Source organism: Brachymonas moutaii (nom. illeg.) (genome assembly GCF_049977365.1).
Taxonomy (GTDB): Bacteria; Pseudomonadota; Gammaproteobacteria; order Burkholderiales; family Burkholderiaceae_C; genus Brachymonas.
In genome coordinates this window covers 192,093-209,040 of the sequence record NZ_JBNGEN010000002.1, presented here as the reverse complement: position 1 = coordinate 209,040, position 16,948 = coordinate 192,093, and the positions used below count along the sequence as shown (strand labels likewise).

Here is a 16,948-nt window from a genome sequence, read left to right as displayed (position 1 = left end):
CATCATGCATACCCGATTCATCCTTCTGCACACCAGCCATTCCGGCAATGTGGGCGCAGCCGCCCGCGCCATGAAAGTCATGGGCTTCGACGACCTGGTGCTGGTGCAGCCCCGCTGGGACGATGTGCTGCAGCGCGAGGAAGCCATCGAACGCGCCAGTGGCGCCGACGACATCCTGCGCAAGGCGCGCCGGGTCGATACCTGGGAGGAGGCGGTGGAGGGCATCGAGCACCTCTGTGCCACGGCGATGACGCCGCGCGATTTTGGTCCGCCCACCTTCACTCCGCGCGACCATCTGGCGCGACTCGCACGGCGCATGCATCCGCCTGCCCCGCATTGGCGGCCGGGACAACCCAGCGCGGACGAAGGACGCGCCGCCCTGCCGCAGCCCTTGCCGCAGCAGCGCAGCGTCGGCTTCTTGTTCGGCAGCGAACGCTACGGCATGCGCAACGAGGACGTCTATCGCTGCCATGTCTGCCTGAGCATTCCCACCGATCCGGCCTATGGCTCGCTCAACCTGGCAGCGGCCGTGCAGGTGATCGCCTATGAGTGGCGGCAGGCCATCGGGGGATTCCATGTGGCTCAGACGCCCTCGGTACAGGCCGCCCACCTGGCCGACGCGGCACAGATCGAGGGCATGCTCGCGCACTGGCAGCAGGCCCTGGAGGACGTGGGCTATCTCGACCCTGCAGCGCCCAAGAAACTCATGCCCCGGCTGCGCCAGATGTGGCTGCGCACCGACCTGCACGAAGAGGAAATCCATATCCTCCGCGGCATCGCCAAGGCCATGCAGCGGACGGCCCGACAGGCAAAGGGGAATTGAGCCCATTCTCTCCCCATGGTCTGGGTGGGCTGCAGGTACACTTGCGCCATGTTCAAGCGCCTCCGATCCGACATCCAGTGCATTCTCGACCGTGACCCGGCTGCACGCAGCAAATGGGACGTGGTGTTCTCGTACCCCGGCTTTCATGCCGTGGTCATCCATCGCGTCGCCCATGGCTGTTGGCAGCGGGGGTGGACCTGGCTTGGTCGCTGGATTTCCCACTGGTCCCGCTGGCTCACCGGCATCGAGATCCATCCGGGGGCCACGCTCGGCGAACGGGTGTTCATCGACCATGGCATGGGGGTGGTGATCGGCGAGATGGCAGAGGTCGGCAACGACTGCACCATTTACCAGGGTGTCACGCTGGGCGGGACATCGCTGGCCAAGGGCATCAAGCGCCATCCCACGCTGGAAGAGGGCGTGATCGTGGGAGCCAATGCCTGTATTCTGGGCGGCTTCACGGTGGGGGCCGGTGCCCGCGTGGGCAGCGGAGCCATCGTGACCAAGCCCGTTCCGCCGGGCGCCACGGCCGTGGGCAACCCCGCGCGCATTCTTCTGTCGCAGGAAGAAGACAAGCGCGAGCAGGCGGCCGCCCACATGGGCTTTTCGGCCTATGCCGTCACCCAGGGCGACGATCCCCTGGGGCAGGCCATGCGGGGCCTGATCGACAATGCCGCCACGCACGAGCACCAGATCGCCCTGCTGTGGCGTGCGCTCGAAAAGCTCTCCCAGCATCTGCAGGACAGTGACTGCATGCCCCGTGAGGCCGCACTCGAGGAAAACTTCTCCAAGGAAGCCCTGCGGCGCATGATGGGCAAGTGACGTGCGCCCTGTCGGTGCCGGGCGCTTCGCAGAGCTGGTGTTGTGGCGTGCCGGGATTTTCCGGTCAGGGGCTGGCTACGCGTGACAGGGGAAACCAGGGGCACATCTCCGGCTGCGGTGCCGGAGAGGGTGCCCCTTCTTGCGCGTTCTGCCTCAGTGCACAGCCGCTGCTTCCATCGGTTCGGGCGGCTCGGGCATCTTGTCGAGCAGGACGCTGTAGGCCTTGTTGCCGATGTCGAGCGGCATGGTGAAGCGGTAGACATTGTCCGCCGCCTTGGCCAGGGCCTCGTTGCGCACATGCACCCTGAGGTAGTAGCTGGCATTGGCATGCACCTCGGGCAGCACCAGTGTGCGGGCATCGGGGGCGCTTTCGGCACGGGCCACCTGGCGGCTGAAGTCTGCCACCGGAGAAACTTCCACCTGCACCGTTGCCGTGCCCGGGATGGGGCGGCCATTGCCGTAGGAGAGACCCGACCAGCCGAGGGTCGGCTTGCCGTCTGTGGCCTGAATGGCTGCGTTCTGCAGGATCCAGTCGGCGTTCTTGAGCACCACCATGGTCGTGGCGTCCATGCCTTCGAGGCCGTACTGGTCCACCCCGCGCGCATGGATGTACCACTTGCCCGGGGGCAGGGCACTGAAGTCGGCGAGCGGCGTGCTCATCTTCTCGCTGTAGGCAATGCTCTCGAATTTCGGATCCATGGCCGCCACGATGCGGTAGGCCACGGCACCGGACTGGGACTGGAAGGACCAGCGTGCCTCGGGCAGGCGCAGCACCTGGCCCGGGGCCGGGACCTTGGGCGCAGGCAGCAGGGTCACGGCCTGCATTTCGGCCACGTTCGGGTCCACCACTGCACCCTGTCCCTGATGCAGGGTGATGTCGGTGTGCTTCCAGGTGTTGGCGTTGTTCACCACGCCTTCCAGCACTTCGGCGCGATCCTTGTGCACGGTCTGGTCCGCGCTGGCCACACGGAACTCGGTGCCCCGCACGCCGATGATGGAGGTGGTGGTCTCGACCTCCAGGGGCTTGGCGCGCTGCACCAGCTTGTGGGCAGCAGTTTCCAGGGCCCCCTGCACCAGCTTGAGCGAGCCTGCAAACCAGTCGGCCACCTTGCCGGTCACGCTGCCCTGGGGGGCCTGGTAGTAGCGGCTCTGGGAAATATCGGCCACCGAATGCGGCAGCACCTTGACGCGGGAGCCGTCGGGCAGCTCGACCACGGCCGAGCTGCCGGCATCGGTGGCGATGCGGGAATTCTCGTTGAGGTAGACCCCCGAACGGGAGGCCTGGCCATTGACCTTCACTCCGCCGGTGGTCTGGATGAGACGCGAGGTTTCGGCGCGGAACTTGAGCACGGACAGCGGAATGCGCACCGTGCTGCCCACCGTGAGCGGTTTGTGCGGATCGAGCTGGTTGTACTGGGCCACTTCCTGCCATTGGGTGCCGCTGAGCTTGAGGGCGTGGCTGATCGAGGCGGCACTGTCACCGGCCCGCACCATGTACTGAATGGCGGCAGCGGGAGGAACGGCGGCGCCTGCCGCACCAGCGGCCCAGGAGGAGGGCGCACAGGCCAGGCAGCAGGCTGCCACGATCAGGGGGCGCATGGGGCGCAGGCACGACAGGCGTCCGGCGGCAGCCGGGCGTGCAGACAGGGAGGAGGGGAACGCGATCATGGGGCAGGGGAGTGCAGGAAGTGGCAGGAAAGGCAATTCCCCACACTGCGGCTGAAGCAGGGCCGCGCGGCAGGGACATCACCGAAGCGGGTCATGGCCCTGCCCCCCGATGGAGCAAGGCCCGCGAACCATGCTGCCCTTTTGCAGAACGAGTGAAAAAAGGGCAATGCAGGGGCGTATTGTCGCCACTCGACACACATGTTGCCAATATGTACATGGCTGTCATGGGGCAGACGTCGGGTTCCGGCCACAGCGGCAGGCCGTGCACTGCCGTTGTGGCGACCGGATGGGCAGCGGTCAGGCCAGGGTGTCCTGTGGATCGGCTTCGTCGTCGGTGTCCGAGGCATCGGGCGCCAGTGCAGCACGGATCAGCTGGAAGAGTTCACGGTAGGCGCGCCCATGCCGGCTGGCAGCGCCCGGTCGATCGGCCGGCTGCGCCTGGGCATCCTTGCGGGCCTGGCGCACCAGGGCGCGCAGCTGCTGGATGTCGGTATCGGGAAAACGGGCGAGCCATTCGCCCAGGGCCGCATCGTGCTGGTCTGCGTCGATCAGCCGGGTGCGCCACTGCTCTGCTTCGTGCAGGGAAGCCTGGTCGGCTGCGCTTCCGTCGCGCTGGAGCTGCAGCGCTCCCCGAATGACGGTCACCGTATTCTCATCGAGCTGGCGCATGAGCTTGCCAACGAACTGGAGCTGGCGTCGCCGCCCCTCGAAGTCGGTGATGCGCCGCAGGGTGTCGAGCGCTTCGAGCAGGCGGTCCGGCAGCTGCAGGGGCGAGAGCAGGCCCGCACGCAGGGTCAGCAGATCCTTGCCCAGCGTCTGCAGGGCTTCGCTCTCGCGTTTGAGGTCGGACTTGCTGGTGTCGGTATCGCCCTTGCTCTGGCGCTTGAGTTCGAGATCGAGTTCGCTGCCTTCGGCGACGAAATGGCCGCGCACGAAGTAGCCGCGTTTGGGTTTGCGTGACATGGAGGGAGGGAATGCAGGAAACGGTGAAGGGCGCCCCTGTCGGTGGCAGTCGCGCAGTCGGACAGGAGCCGGGCACTGGCAACCTGCCGTGCCCCGGGCGCATCGATAGGCAAGTATCATACTTGTCCTATGAAGAAAACCACTTCCCGCAAGAAGGCCGGTCGCGCGGCGGCGTCGCAGGACGCGCCCGAGTCTGGCTTCAGCTACAGCCGAGCCTTTTTCGAAGAGCTTGTCGACATGGCCATGGCGCATGCCCGCCGGCTCGGAGCCACCGATGTGGGGGCCGAGGCGTCCGAGGGCTGCGGCCTGTCGGTGTCGGTGCGCAAGGGCGAGATCGAACAGGTCGAGCGCAACCGCGACAAGTCCCTTGGTGTGACGGTGTACCTGGGACAGCGCCGCGGCAACGCCAGCACGTCCGACTTTTCCCGCAAGGCCATCGAGCAGACGGTGCAGGCTGCCTACGATGTGGCGCGCTTCACGGCCAATGATCCGGCGGCAGGCCTGCCCGACGAGGCCGATATTGCACAGCCGGGGGAGCAGCCCGAGCTCGATCTGTTCCACCCCTGGGACATCGACAGTGCCGAGGCGGCCCGCATCGCGCGCGAGTGCGAGCAGGCTGCGCTCTCGCGTGATGCCCGCATCACCAACAGCGAAGGCGCCAGCGTGTCCGCGCAGCAGAGCCATTTCTTCAGCGCGCATACGCATGGCTTTCGTGGCGGCTATGCCAGCTCGCGCCACAGCATGGGCGTGGCCCCGATCGCAGGCAGCGGAAGCGCCATGCAGCGTGACTACTGGTACAGCTCCATGCGCGATGCACGCGAGCTGGCGGATCCGCGCCGCATTGGCGAATACGCCGCCGACCGGGCGCTGAGCCGGCTGGGGGCGCGCAAGATTCCGACGACGCAGTGTCCAGTGCTGTTCGAGTCCCCGCTGGCGGCGGGGCTGCTGGGCGGCTTCGTGCAGGCCGTCAGTGGCGGAGCCCTGTACCGCAAGAGCACGTTCTTGCTCGACAGTCTCGGCAAGCAGGTGTTTCCCGGGCATGTGCAGATTGCCGAGGATCCTTTTGTGCGCCGGGGCAAGGGCAGCTGTCCGTTCGACGATGAGGGCGTGCGAGTGCGGCCCCGGCAGGTCGTGGCGGATGGCCGGGTCGAAGGCTACTTCCTGAGCGCCTACACCGCCCGCAAGCTGGGCATGCCTACCACCGGCAACGCCGGGGGCAGTCACAACCTGACACTCGCCAGCAGCCTGACCCGTCCCGAGGATGATCTCGACGGCATGCTGCGCAGGCTGGGCACGGGGCTCTTCGTCATCGAGCTGATGGGGCAGGGCGTCAACTACGTCACCGGCGACTATTCGCGGGGGGCGAGCGGGTTCTGGGTCGAGAACGGGCAGATTGCCTTTCCGGTGCAGGAAATCACCATCGCAGGCAATCTGCGCGAGATGTTCGCGGGTATCCAGGCCATCGGGGCGGATGCCTACACGCTGGGTTCCAAGACGACCGGGTCGATTCTCATCGACCGCATGAAGGTGGCGGGCGAATGAGCCCCTCTCCGGTTCACACGAGGTAACGGACATGGCAGTGGACAGCGCCCTCACCGCTGGGGGCATGGTAGTGGCACAGGGGCAGGCACCGGACTGGGCCATTCACCTGGCCAACGAACAGTGGAGCCATTCGCCTCTGCTGTGGGTCTATGGCGCGGGTGCCCTGGTGGTGCTGGCCGTGGTGTGGTGGATCACCCGCCATCGCAGCGCGTGGCTGCGTGCGCTGGTGCGGTCCCTGGCGGCCGCTTTTCTGCTGTCGCCGGCGATTCTGGCGTGCGGGTCGATCTCGATCATGCCGTTCCCGGTGCTGATTCGCATGGCTCTGCAGAGCACCAGTGCGGTGAGCTGTGGTGCGCCCCTGGTGGCCCTGCCTCCGAATGCGATGACCTTCGGTGGGCTCTGGCTGGTCCTGTTCCTGACCCTGTGGTGCTGGGACTGGTTCCATGCACCGCGGGCCCTGCCTGATGAATTCCCGCAGCACCGGCCGGGTGCCTGACGTCCCCGGGCACACCACGCGCCCAGCGTCCGATGCGGGGCGCTTTTCTGTCTGGCCGCCGCTGGGGGCATGGTGGTGTGTCTGTCCCCACCTTTCCTAATTTCGGGCAGGGGATTCAGCCGGCTTCCAGCGCAGCATGCGCAGGCCATTGGCTACGACGAGCAGGCTGGCACCCATATCGGCAAACACGGCCATCCACATCGAGGCATGCCCGGCCAGCGCCCAGCCCAGCACTGCCAGCTTGATGCCGAGCGCGATGGCAATGTTCTGCCACAGCAGCCCGTGCATGTGGCGCGAGAGCCGGATGGCCTCGGGGATGCGCCGCAGGTCGTCGTTCATGACGACCACATCGGCGGTTTCGAGCGCGATATCGGTGCCGGCACGCCCCATGGCAAATCCCAGATCGGCACGGGCGAGGGCCGGGGCATCGTTGATGCCATCTCCCACCATGGCGGTCAGCCCGTGCGACTGCTGCAGGTCACGGATGGCCGTGAGCTTGTGTTCGGGCAGGAGCTCGCCGCGCGCCTCCTCCAGCCCGGTCTGCCGGGCCACCGATTGCACGGCCGCCGCATGATCTCCGCTCAGCATGACGGTGTGCAGGCCGAGACCGTGCAGCGCATCGATGGCGTCCATGGCCTGCGGCCGAACCGGATCGGCGACCGAGAACCACGCCTGGGGAGTGCCATCGACGGCCAGCACCGTCACGCTGCGTCCTTCGGCTGCTTCGTGGTCCATGGCCATGGTCAGGGCCTGTGCGGCAGGAATCGATGTGCCCTGCAGCCAGCGCAGGCTCCCCAGTGCGAGGGAGTGGCTCTGCCACTGCCCCACCATGCCGTGCCCCGGCAGATTGCGCACGGTGTCGGAGGGAATGCACACAGGTGGCACCTGTCGGGCCTGCAGGCCGGCAGCAATGGCGCGGGACACCGGATGGTCCGAGGCTTCTGCCAGACCCGCTGCCAGTGCCAGCAGCTCGGTCGTCGGCAGCAGGGCACCGGGCTCCGCGGCCACGCCCATGTCCACCAGCCGGGGTGAGCCATGGGTGAGGGTTCCTGTCTTGTCGAAGGCCACGGCGCGCAGCGTGCCGGCTTTTTCCAGGGCAGCCCCGCCTTTGAACAGCATGCCGCGTCGGGCTGCCGACGTGAGGGCGCTCACCACCGTGACAGGCGTGGCAATCACCAGGGCGCAGGGGCAGCCGATGACCAGCAGCACCAGCCCGGTGTAGATGCCGCGCCACCACGTCCATCCCAGCAGCAGCGGCCCGGCCAGGGTCACCGCCAGGGCGATGAAGAAAATGGCCGGTGTGTAGAGGGCCGCGAACCGGTCGATGAATGTCTGTGTGGGGGCCCGGCTTTCCTGGGCTTCTTCCACGGCTGCGATGATGCGTGCCAGCAGGCTCTGGCTGGCGGGGGCGGTGGCACGCCATTCGAGTACACCGTCGAGATTGATGGTCCCGGCATACACCGGATCCCCGGTGGTCTTGTCGACCGGAATGCTTTCTCCTGTCACCGGTGCCTGGTTGACGCTGCCGCGCCCCTGCAGCACGACGCCATCGAGGGCGATGCGCTCGCCAGCCCGTGTGCGCACCACCGAGCCCGTGGCGACGGTGCGGGCAGGCACCGTCGCCCAGGAGCCATCGTTCTGCCGAACCTGTGCTGTCTCGGGAGCCAGGCGCAGCAGCTGGTCGATGGCCTGTCGGGCACGGGCCGTCGACCGTGCTTCCAGCCACTCTGCCAGGGCGTAGAGTGCCATCACCATGGCAGCTTCGGGCCATTGGCCGAGCACGAAGGCCCCCGTGACGGCCACCGTCATCAGGGCGTTGATGTTGAGCCTGCCCTTGCGCAGGGCGGCCAGTCCCTTGCGGTAGGTGGACAGACCGGAGAGCGCAATGGCCAGTACGGCCACGGCCATGCCGGCCAGACGACCGGCCGTGGTGCCACCCAGCACGGCATGGAGCCACTCGGCTCCTGCGGCCAGTACCAGTGCGGCCACGATGGGCTTCAGCCCTTCGCCGAACCGGCGGGTGGCAGGAAGTTCGGCCGCAGAGGCGGAAGCATGGACGTCCGCTCCCGCTTCCGCTGTCGACGCATCGGCCTCCCAGCCCGCACAGGCAGCACAGGTCTGTGGGGCATCGGTGGCCGATGCAGAAGGCGCATCGTCGCGCAAGGGTGTCACCGTGGTGCGATAGCCCGCGGCATGAATGGCCTGCTGCACGCGTGCCAGCACCGGCATCTCGGCCCGGAACCGGAGTTCACGGTGGGGCAGGCGGAACTGCAGCTCCTGCACGTCGTCCCCCAGAGGGCGCAAGGCATGGCGGATGTCGCTTTCCTCGGCGGCGCAGTCCATGTCCGGGATGTGCAGGCTGTGCTGGGGCCATGCGGCGCTTGCGGCCGTGGGCGCAGGTGCGTCGGGCGGAGCCGATGGAGCAGAGGCAGGGGTGTTGCAGCTGTTCCCATGGCCGCATCCGCACCCGGTGTCGGTACAGGCCACGGCCTGTGCAGGAGGCGGAGCCGGACGTATGGATGCCGGGGCTGCCTCATCGTCGTGGCAGCAGGAACAGGAGCAGGAAGATGGGGAAGAGTCGGAGCAGGACATTCCGCTATTACAAACCCTGCAGCAGCTACAGGGTCAAGAGGGGAACCCTGTCACAATCAGGGGCATGACTCTGTCGCGCATCCCTTCTTCCGATTCTGCTGCTGATGGCACTCCCGAGGCCGGTCCCTGGCGCATCGGGGCGCTGGGGCGACTGGCTGGGGTGGAAGTAGAGACCATCCGCTATTACGAGCGCATCGGCCTGCTGCCTGCGCCCGCGCGGTGGGGCAACGGCTATCGGGCCTATGGAGCGTCCCATCTGGAGCGCCTGGCCTTCATTCGGCACTGCCGCGCGCTGGACATGTCCGTGGCAGACATTCGCCACCTGCTGGACCTCATGGCCAATCCCATGGCAGACGGGGCAGGGGTCGACGCCCTGGTGCAGGCCCAGCTCGACCGGGTGCGCGCCCGTCTGGCCAGCCTTCATGCGCTCGAAAGGCAGCTGCAGGCCCTGCAGGGCTGCTGTCAGGAGGGGGAACACGCCGGACGACACCTGAGCAGCGAATGCCCCGTTCTGCAGGAGCTGGTGGAGGCGGCCCGCATCGAGGCGGGAACCCGCCATGCCCCGCCCCCTTCCGGCACAGAAGGCGTGACAGGGTCCTGAGAAGCCTCAGGATGCCAGCACGGCCTTGATGGCGGCAGACACCTCTCCCATGTCGGCCTTGCCGGCGAGCATTTTCTTGGCTGCGCCCATGAGCTTGCCCATGTCCTGGGCTGTAGGGCGGTGTCCGTTGTCGGCTTCGAAGGCTTCCGCAATGGCGCGGACGGCGGTAGCGATCTCTTCTGCACCCATGCGGGCCGGCAGATAGACCTGCAGCACCTGCATTTCGGCCTTTTCCTTGTCGGCCAGGTCCTGACGCTGGGCCTGCTCGAAGGCCGCCACGCTGTCCTTGCGCTGCTTGATGAGCTTGTCCACCACGGCCACGATGGCCGGGTCGTCGAGGGTGATGCGTTCGTCGACCTCACGCTGCTTGATGGCTGCCTGCAGCAGACGGATGGTGCCCAGACGCTCGGTGTCCTTGGCGCGCATGGCGGTCTTCATGTCTTCGGTGATGCGTTCCTTGAGGGACATGGTGGAATGTTCTCCTTGCTTGGTGGAAAAATGAAAGAGGGGATGATTGGGCTCCTGCTTCGCGACGGTGCCGCAGCGGGGCACGCACCGTCGCGCGGCCATGAAAAAACCCGCATCGGCGTCCCGAGGCGGGTTTTTCGTGTCGGAGCGCGAAACTGATCAGTACAGTTTCTTGGGCAGCTGCATGGAGCGCACGCGCTTGTAGTGACGCTTGACGGCAGCAGCCTTCTTGCGCTTGCGTTCGGCCGTGGGCTTCTCGTAGAACTCACGGGCGCGCAGCTCGGTGAGCAGGCCCAGTTTTTCGATGGTGCGCTTGAAGCGGCGCAGGGCAACCTCGAAGGGTTCGTTTTCTTTTACGCGGATGGTGGTCATTAGCTAATGGTTTCCGAATGATTGCAGGTGATTGCCGCAGGAAGATCGGGCCTGCGGGACAGCCCGCACAATTGTCCCCGTCTACAGGTGATCAGGCCGACGGGGTTTGCCAGCAAGCCAGACATTATAAGGGCAGGAAAAACCGGCACACAAGCATCCGCACGGCGGTGGGTGTCGCTGCTGCAACGCATGTCCATCCCTTCGGCGGACAGGACGGCACGTGCTCAGAGGGCGTGCATGGTGTCGTGTTCGGCGCGCTCGATCAGCTCGATCTTGTAGCCATCCGGGTCCTCGACAAAGGCGATGACGGTGCTGCCGCCCTTGACGGGGCCTGCTTCCCGGGTGACTGTTCCGCCTGCCGCGCGGATGCGCTCGACGGCGGCGCGGGCATCAGGGACTCCGATGGCAATGTGCCCGTAGGCGGAGCCCAGGTCATACTGCTCCACTCCGTAGTTGTAGGTGAGCTCCAGCTCTGCCTGGGCCGGATTGGCTTCATAGCCGAGAAAGGCGAGGGTGTAGCGGTATTCGGGGTTGTCGCTGGTGCGCAGCAGGTGCATGCCGAGCACGCCGGTGTAGAAGTCGATCGAGCGTTGCAGATTGCCAACGCGAAGCATGGTATGAAGGATGCGCATGGGAAAAATCACTCCTGTATCAAGAATTCGTCATGGTGTGGTCAGCATTGCTTGCGCTGGATGCCGGAGGGATGTGGAACAATGCGTCCACTTGTCCGCAGGGGCTGTGCCTGAGTGAAGGCCATGCCATGGTGCGGAACGCGCAGTGACGCAGCTCCTCGTGGTCATCCAGACAGCGGCAACGGGTTTGCGCAGCAGTCTCTGCCGGGCATTCGACCCCAGGCGTTGGCTGGCTGGAGCCGGGGGATGCAGTCAACCATTGCCGCCCGTCATTTTGCAGCCACGCCGATCCGCATAATAATCGCCCCCGTCAAAACCACCACTCAGCCAGTTTCCACCTATTTATGGACGCCATCACCATCGACATCACCAGCATGCGGTCCGCTGCTCACGAGGCATCGAACCTCCTGCGGGTCCTGGCCAATGAAAACCGCCTGCTTCTGCTGTGCCAGCTGAGCCAGGGAGAAAAATCGGTCGGGGAGCTTGAGCAGCTGCTCGGCATCCGGCAGCCCACCCTGTCGCAGCAGCTCGGTGTGCTGCGTGCAGAAAACCTCGTCGAGACCCGCCGCGAGGGCAAGCAGATCATCTACCGGGTGGCCGATGCGCATGCGCAAAAGCTGCTGGAGACGCTCTACCGGCTCTACTGCATGCAGGATCTGTGCTGAGCGGAGAGACACCGCCGGCACGAGGAGAGATGCCGGGTGGGTGAACACGCACCCTCCACACCCCAAAAAGCCGACCACAAGGTCGGTTTTTTTGTGGAAGCCCACGGGTCTGCAGCAGCAGGAAGGCTTCCTTTGGGGTGGCTACAGCCCGGGCGATGGCTGCCCGGACTGAGATGGGGCTCACTGCCAGCCGAAACCGCCGGAATTTCCGCCCTTGCGGTTTCCACCGCCACGGTTGTTGCGGCGCATGCTGTCCACGCTGGTGCGCAGGGGGTCGGGCTGGCCGCCGTTGCCGGTGCTCTTGCGGGAGGCATCGTAGGAGCTCTTGAACAGTGCGCTCTCGTGGCTGCGGGGCTGGAACTCGTCGGCTGCAGGGCGCGGGCGACGCTGCGGAGCTGCAGCGGGGTGGCGGTTGCCTGCGGCGTTCCGGGGAGGCCGGCCGGGCTGCTGGCCGGGAGCGCGGTTGTCGGCGTAGGGGCGCTGCTCGCCGCCGGCATGTGGCTGCGAATTGCGTGGCCCGGCATTGTTGCCGTTGCTGCCACCATCGCTGCGGAAGCGGTTGCGGCGACGGCCTGCATGCGGTTCGGCACCGTTGTCGGCGCCCTGTCCGCCGGAGTAGGGCGCTGGATTCGTGGCTGGACGTGCAGCGGTGGCAAAGTTCTTGTGGCCCATGTCGGCGTCTGCCCCATGCCGGCCGGAAGCGCGGCGGGGAGCGGCGTCGGTACGGGCGGGCTTGGGAGCCTTGTTCTCACGGATGCGCTGCATCATTTCCTGGCGGGCTGCCTTGGCAGCGGCCGCCATCACCTCGCGGCTCGGAGGCTTGCCGGCACCTCCCCAGAGGGTCTGGCGGCCCATGGCGATGGGTTCGGCACGCTCGCCTTCCTCGGGGCCGTAGCCTTCGACGAATTCCACCGGGATCTGCTGGTGGGTGAACTTCTCGATGGCGTGCATGAAGCCTTCCTCGTCGAGGCAGACGAAGCTCACCGCATGGCCTTCGGCGCCGGCGCGGCCCGTGCGTCCGATGCGGTGCACGTAGTCTTCGGACACGTTGGGGATTTCGTAGTTCACGACATGCGGCAGATCATCGATGTCGATGCCGCGGGCTGCGATGTCGGTGGCCACCAGGGCGCGGAGTTCTCCGCTCTTGAAGCCGGCAAGGGCCTGCGTGCGTGCGGTCTGGCTCTTGTTGCCATGCAGGGCCATGGCGCTGATGCCGTTCTTGTTGAGGAATTCGGCCACATGGTTCGCACCGAACTTGGTGCGGGTGAACACGAGCACCTGGTTCCAGTGGTTCTGCTCGATGATGTGGGCGAGCAGGGCCTTCTTGCGGTTGCGGCCGACCGGATGGATGACCTGGCGGATGCGCTGCACCGTGGTGTTGCGGGGCGTGACCTGGACGTGCTGGGGCGAGTGCAGCAGGCTGTCAGCGAGGTCGCGGATGTCGTCGCTGAAGGTGGCGGAGAACAGCAGGCTCTGCTTGTCCTGGGGCAGGAGCCGGAGGACCTTCTTGACGTCATGGATGAACCCCATGTCGAGCATGCGGTCGGCTTCGTCCAGCACGAGGATTTCGACATGGCTCAGGTCCAGGACGCCCTGGCCTTCGAGGTCGAGCAGGCGGCCCGGAGTGGCCACCAGAATGTCCACGCCCTGCTGAATGCGCTGGATCTGCGGATTCATGCCGACGCCGCCGAAGATCACGGTGGAGGACAGCGAGAGGTGCTTGCCATAGTCGCGCACCGATTCCTCGACCTGGGCTGCCAGTTCGCGGGTGGGGGTGAGCACGAGCGCGCGCACGGCGCCGGGGGCACGTGCCGGGCGCTGGCTGAGCAGCTGCAGCATGGGCAGCGTGAAGGCAGCCGTCTTGCCGGTGCCGGTCTGTGCGCCGCCGAGCAGGTCGTTGCCCGCGAGGATGAGCGGAATGGCCTGCTGCTGGATGGGGGTGGGGGCGGTATAGCCGAGTTCCTGCACGGCTTGCACAATGGCTGGCGCCAGTTGTAGTTCTTCAAATGTCATGGTTGGGGGCGCCTTGGAGGCGCTGGGTCAGTCAAGGGCTGCCTTTTGCGCGAGGAGCGCTTACCAGTGAAGGGCAGACTGGGAGCGGGCATGCTTGCGTCCCGAAGGCATCGGGGGCATGGCCCGCATGCGACCTGCCCGAAGGCTCAGAGCCCCGGGCTTGATTGCCAGATACTGGTGGCTGGCAACGCCGCGTATTGTCGCATGCTGGGATAATACACGTCGCAACTGCCCGCAAAAAGCGTTTTTTCCGTCTGCGGGTGGCAGTCTTGCCACATACGGCACATTCTTCCCGTTTTTCCCCTTTCTCCCTTATCAGCATGCCGCGCACGCGCCGGCACAAGGAACACATCGCATGGCCCAATACGTCTACACCATGAACCATGTCAGCAAGATCGTGCCGCCGAAGCGGCAGATCCTGAAGGACATTTCTCTTTCCTTCTTTCCGGGCGCCAAGATCGGCGTGCTGGGTCTCAATGGCGCGGGCAAGTCCACGCTGCTGAAGATCATGGCCGGCATCGACAAGGAAATCGAGGGCGAAGCCCTGCCCATGCCCGGCATCAAGGTCGGCTATCTGCCCCAGGAGCCGCAGCTCGATCCCGAGGAAACCGTGCGCCAGGCCGTGGAAGGCGGCATGGGCGAGGTGCTGGCCGCCAAGAATCGGCTCGATGAAATCTATGCGGCCTATGCCGAACCGGATGCCGATTTCGATGCACTGGCCGCCGAGCAGGGCGAGCTGGAGGCGGTGATCGCTGCGGCCGGCACGGACAGCGAGCACCAGCTCGAAATCGCGGCCGATGCGCTGCGCCTGCCCGCCTGGGATGCCGTCATCAAGAATCTCTCGGGGGGCGAGAAGCGGCGCGTGGCACTGTGCCGCCTGCTTCTGTCCAAGCCCGACATGCTGCTGCTCGACGAGCCCACCAACCACCTGGATGCCGAATCGGTGGAGTGGCTCGAACAGTTCCTGCACCACTTCGGCGGGACGGTGGTGGCCATTACCCACGACCGGTATTTCCTGGACAACGCGGCCGAGTGGATTCTGGAACTGGACCGGGGCCACGGCATTCCCTGGAAGGGCAACTACAGCACCTGGCTGGAGCAGAAGGAGGCGCGCCTGGAGCAGGAACAGAAGAGCGAGGACGCCCGCATGAAGGCCATGAAGAAGGAGCTGGAGTGGGCGCGGCAGAACCCCAAGGGGCGTCAGGCCAAGAGCAAGGCCCGTCTGGCCCGCTTCGAGGAGCTGTCGGATTACGAATACCAGAAGCGCAACGAGACACAGGAAATCTTCATCCCCGTGGCCGAGCGACTGGGCACGGAGGTGATCGAGTTCAGGAACGTCACCAAGTCCTTTGGCGACCGTCTGCTGATCGACAACCTGAGTTTCAAGGTGCCGGCAGGGGCCATCGTGGGCATCATCGGGCCGAACGGGGCGGGCAAGTCCACGCTGTTCAAGATGGTGGCGGGCATCGAGCAGCCCGACAGTGGCGAGGTGCAGGTCGGCAAGACCGTGCAGATGGCCTTCGTCGACCAGACCCGCGACAGCCTGGCCAACGACAAGACAGTGTGGGAGGACATTTCCGGCGGGCTCGACATCATCACCGTGGGCAAGTTCCAGATGCCCAGCCGTGCCTATTGCGGTCGTTTCAACTTCAACGGGGGCGACCAGCAGAAGAAGGTGGGATTGCTCTCCGGTGGTGAACGCGGGCGCCTGCACCTGGCCAAGACGCTGATGCAGGGTGGCAATGTGCTGCTGCTCGATGAGCCCTCCAACGACCTCGACGTCGAAACCCTGCGCGCCCTGGAGGACGCGCTGCTGGAGTTCGCGGGCAGCGTGATGGTGATCAGCCATGACCGCTGGTTCCTGGACCGCATCTGTACCCACATCCTGGCCGCCGAAGGGGACAGCCAGTGGGTGTTCTTCGACGGCAACTACCAGGAGTACGAGGCCGACAAGATCAAGCGGCTCGGCGAGGAGGGTGCCAAGCCCCGGCGCGTGCGCTACAAGGCGCTCAAGTGAGCGGATACCGGAACAGGGAGTCCTGATCCGGACTCCAGGACTGGGGCATGGGCCGCACCGGGCGGGCCGTGCCCCGTTTTGCATGGATGCAGGGGCAGCACAAAGGGGACAGACATGGTGGAGAAATGGGATGCCGTGGTGGTGGGGGCCGGGCCGGCAGGAACCATGGCCGCGCATCGGCTGGCAGAGGCCGGAATGCGGGTGGCACTGATCGAGAAGGAACGGCTGCCGCGCAGCAAGGTGTGCGGCGGAGGGCTGGTGTACCGGGGCCGTCGGCTGCTGCCCTTCGACATCACGCCGGCGGTGGAACGCGAGTTTGGCCATATCGCCATGTATTACGACCAGTATCGGGGGCGGCTTGAGGCACAGCGTGACGCGCCTGCGGTGACGCTGGTGATGCGCGATGCGTTCGATCACCTGCTGGCCCGGGAAGCCGTTCGGGCCGGGGCGGTGCTGCGCGATGGATGTGCGCTCGAAGGGCTGGAGCTCGGGTCGGAGTGGCACCGCCTGCATACGACGGCCGGGGTGATGGAGACGCGCCATGTGGTGGCGGCCGACGGGGCGCGCGGGCCGACTGCCCGCTGGGCGGGGTGGAGCGAGTCACGCACGCTCCTGCCGGCCATCGAATGCGAGGTGCGCGTGCCGGACGCCGATTTCGCGCGTCTGTCCGGGGAGCTGCGCTTCGATTTCGACAGCATTCCGCATGGGTATGGATGGAACTTTCCCAAGCAGGGGCATCTGTCGATCGGTGTCGGAGTGTTCCAGAAGCGGGGGGGCTCGCCGGGGCTCAAGCAGCACTGCCTGCGCTATGCGCAGGTGCTGGGGGTGAAGGACATGGATCTGCAGCAGATGCATGGCTATGTGATTCCGGTGGGGCCCATGCCGGTGCTGGCGCGCCAGCGGGTGCTGCTGACCGGCGATGCCGCAGGGCTGGCAGATCCCCTTACGGCAGAAGGGATCTCGCAGGCGCTGCAGAGTGGCATCTGGGCGGCGGAGGCCCTTGTGCAGGGGGCGGGTGATGCGGCGCAGACCGAGCGGCTCTACCAGGCCCATCTGGAGGAGCACTTCATGCCGCAGTACCGGGCCGCGCGCACTCTGGCGAGCTGGTGCTATGGCCAGCCCCGCATCCGCGATGCCCTGCTGCGGCACTTTGGTCCCCGGCTGGCGGGGCGAACCATGGATGTGTTCATGGGGGAGGGTACTTACCCCCTGCATATCCGCAAGGTGATTTCGGGGCTGATACGGCAGCTCTGGTGAGGAGCCGGACAGGCCGC

15 protein-coding genes are annotated in these 16,948 nt (G+C 66.2%); 8 read left to right on the top strand and 7 right to left on the bottom strand.

All coding sequences use genetic code 11. The annotated features are described in order from the left end of the window. The first annotated feature begins 4 nt into the window (after window positions 1-4). Together ACP2WS_RS04630 and cysE are read left to right on the top strand one after the other, a co-directional pair. A complete protein-coding gene (locus ACP2WS_RS04630; protein ID WP_426459715.1) occupies window positions 5-823 on the top strand; it encodes an RNA methyltransferase in 819 nt (272 codons plus the stop codon). A gap of 48 nt (window positions 824-871) precedes the next feature. Further along, window positions 872-1,645 carry a serine O-acetyltransferase gene (gene cysE / locus ACP2WS_RS04625; RefSeq protein WP_374492426.1) on the top strand — a complete coding sequence of 258 codons (774 nt, stop codon included), beginning with the start codon at window positions 872-874 and terminating at the stop codon, window positions 1,643-1,645. Window positions 1,646-1,798: 153 nt separating this feature from the next. Here the strand turns inward: cysE and ACP2WS_RS04620 are convergent, their stop codons facing one another. Continuing rightward, window positions 1,799-3,313, bottom strand: coding sequence for a FecR family protein (locus ACP2WS_RS04620; RefSeq protein ID WP_426459714.1), 1,515 nt, complete (start codon window positions 3,311-3,313; stop codon window positions 1,799-1,801). 297 nt (window positions 3,314-3,610) lie between these two features. Further along, entirely contained in the window at window positions 3,611-4,276 is a 666-nt protein-coding gene (yjgA, locus tag ACP2WS_RS04615; protein WP_426459713.1) for a ribosome biogenesis factor YjgA, read from the bottom strand. Window positions 4,277-4,405: 129 nt separating this feature from the next. On the opposite strand from yjgA, the gene pmbA reads away from it, so the two are divergent. After that, a complete protein-coding gene (gene pmbA / locus ACP2WS_RS04610; protein ID WP_426459712.1) occupies window positions 4,406-5,818 on the top strand; it encodes a metalloprotease PmbA in 1,413 nt (470 codons plus the stop codon). A gap of 31 nt (window positions 5,819-5,849) precedes the next feature. Continuing rightward, window positions 5,850-6,314 (top strand): hypothetical protein, encoded by a 465-nt coding sequence (locus ACP2WS_RS04605; RefSeq protein ID WP_426459711.1) that lies wholly within the window; start codon window positions 5,850-5,852, stop codon window positions 6,312-6,314. Between the two features lie 96 nt (window positions 6,315-6,410). Here ACP2WS_RS04605 and ACP2WS_RS04600 read toward each other — a convergent pair whose 3' ends face one another. Continuing rightward, window positions 6,411-8,657 (bottom strand): heavy metal translocating P-type ATPase, encoded by a 2,247-nt coding sequence (locus tag ACP2WS_RS04600; RefSeq protein WP_426459778.1) that lies wholly within the window; start codon window positions 8,655-8,657, stop codon window positions 6,411-6,413. A gap of 313 nt (window positions 8,658-8,970) precedes the next feature. Between ACP2WS_RS04600 and ACP2WS_RS04595 the strand changes: the two genes are divergently transcribed. Beyond that, window positions 8,971-9,507, top strand: a complete 537-nt coding sequence (locus ACP2WS_RS04595; protein ID WP_426459710.1) for a Cd(II)/Pb(II)-responsive transcriptional regulator — start codon at window positions 8,971-8,973, stop codon at window positions 9,505-9,507. A gap of 6 nt (window positions 9,508-9,513) precedes the next feature. Here ACP2WS_RS04595 and ACP2WS_RS04590 read toward each other — a convergent pair whose 3' ends face one another. The 3 genes from ACP2WS_RS04590 to gloA form a co-directional block, all read right to left on the bottom strand. Then, window positions 9,514-9,975 (bottom strand): GatB/YqeY domain-containing protein, encoded by a 462-nt coding sequence (locus tag ACP2WS_RS04590; protein WP_426459709.1) that lies wholly within the window; start codon window positions 9,973-9,975, stop codon window positions 9,514-9,516. A 159-nt stretch (window positions 9,976-10,134) separates the two neighbouring features. Beyond that, on the bottom strand, window positions 10,135-10,347 hold the full coding sequence (gene rpsU, locus ACP2WS_RS04585; protein WP_374492415.1) for a 30S ribosomal protein S21: 213 nt from the start codon (window positions 10,345-10,347) through the stop codon (window positions 10,135-10,137). Window positions 10,348-10,571: 224 nt separating this feature from the next. Continuing rightward, a complete protein-coding gene (gene gloA / locus ACP2WS_RS04580) occupies window positions 10,572-10,979 on the bottom strand; it encodes a lactoylglutathione lyase (protein ID WP_374492414.1) in 408 nt (135 codons plus the stop codon). Window positions 10,980-11,323: 344 nt separating this feature from the next. Between gloA and ACP2WS_RS04575 the strand changes: the two genes are divergently transcribed. Continuing rightward, window positions 11,324-11,644 carry an ArsR/SmtB family transcription factor gene (locus tag ACP2WS_RS04575; protein ID WP_426459708.1) on the top strand — a complete coding sequence of 107 codons (321 nt, stop codon included), beginning with the start codon at window positions 11,324-11,326 and terminating at the stop codon, window positions 11,642-11,644. A 180-nt stretch (window positions 11,645-11,824) separates the two neighbouring features. Here the strand turns inward: ACP2WS_RS04575 and ACP2WS_RS04570 are convergent, their stop codons facing one another. After that, the gene (locus ACP2WS_RS04570) at window positions 11,825-13,657 is read right to left on the bottom strand and encodes a DEAD/DEAH box helicase (protein ID WP_426459707.1); all 1,833 of its coding nucleotides are present in this window, start codon (window positions 13,655-13,657) and stop codon (window positions 11,825-11,827) included. A 355-nt stretch (window positions 13,658-14,012) separates the two neighbouring features. Here ACP2WS_RS04570 and ettA point away from each other — a divergent pair, with 355 nt between their 5' ends. After that, window positions 14,013-15,674 carry an energy-dependent translational throttle protein EttA gene (gene ettA, locus ACP2WS_RS04565; protein ID WP_426459706.1) on the top strand — a complete coding sequence of 554 codons (1,662 nt, stop codon included), beginning with the start codon at window positions 14,013-14,015 and terminating at the stop codon, window positions 15,672-15,674. Window positions 15,675-15,788: 114 nt separating this feature from the next. Then, window positions 15,789-16,931 (top strand): geranylgeranyl reductase family protein, encoded by a 1,143-nt coding sequence (locus tag ACP2WS_RS04560; protein ID WP_426459704.1) that lies wholly within the window; start codon window positions 15,789-15,791, stop codon window positions 16,929-16,931. The last annotated feature ends 17 nt before the right edge of the window (window positions 16,932-16,948 follow it).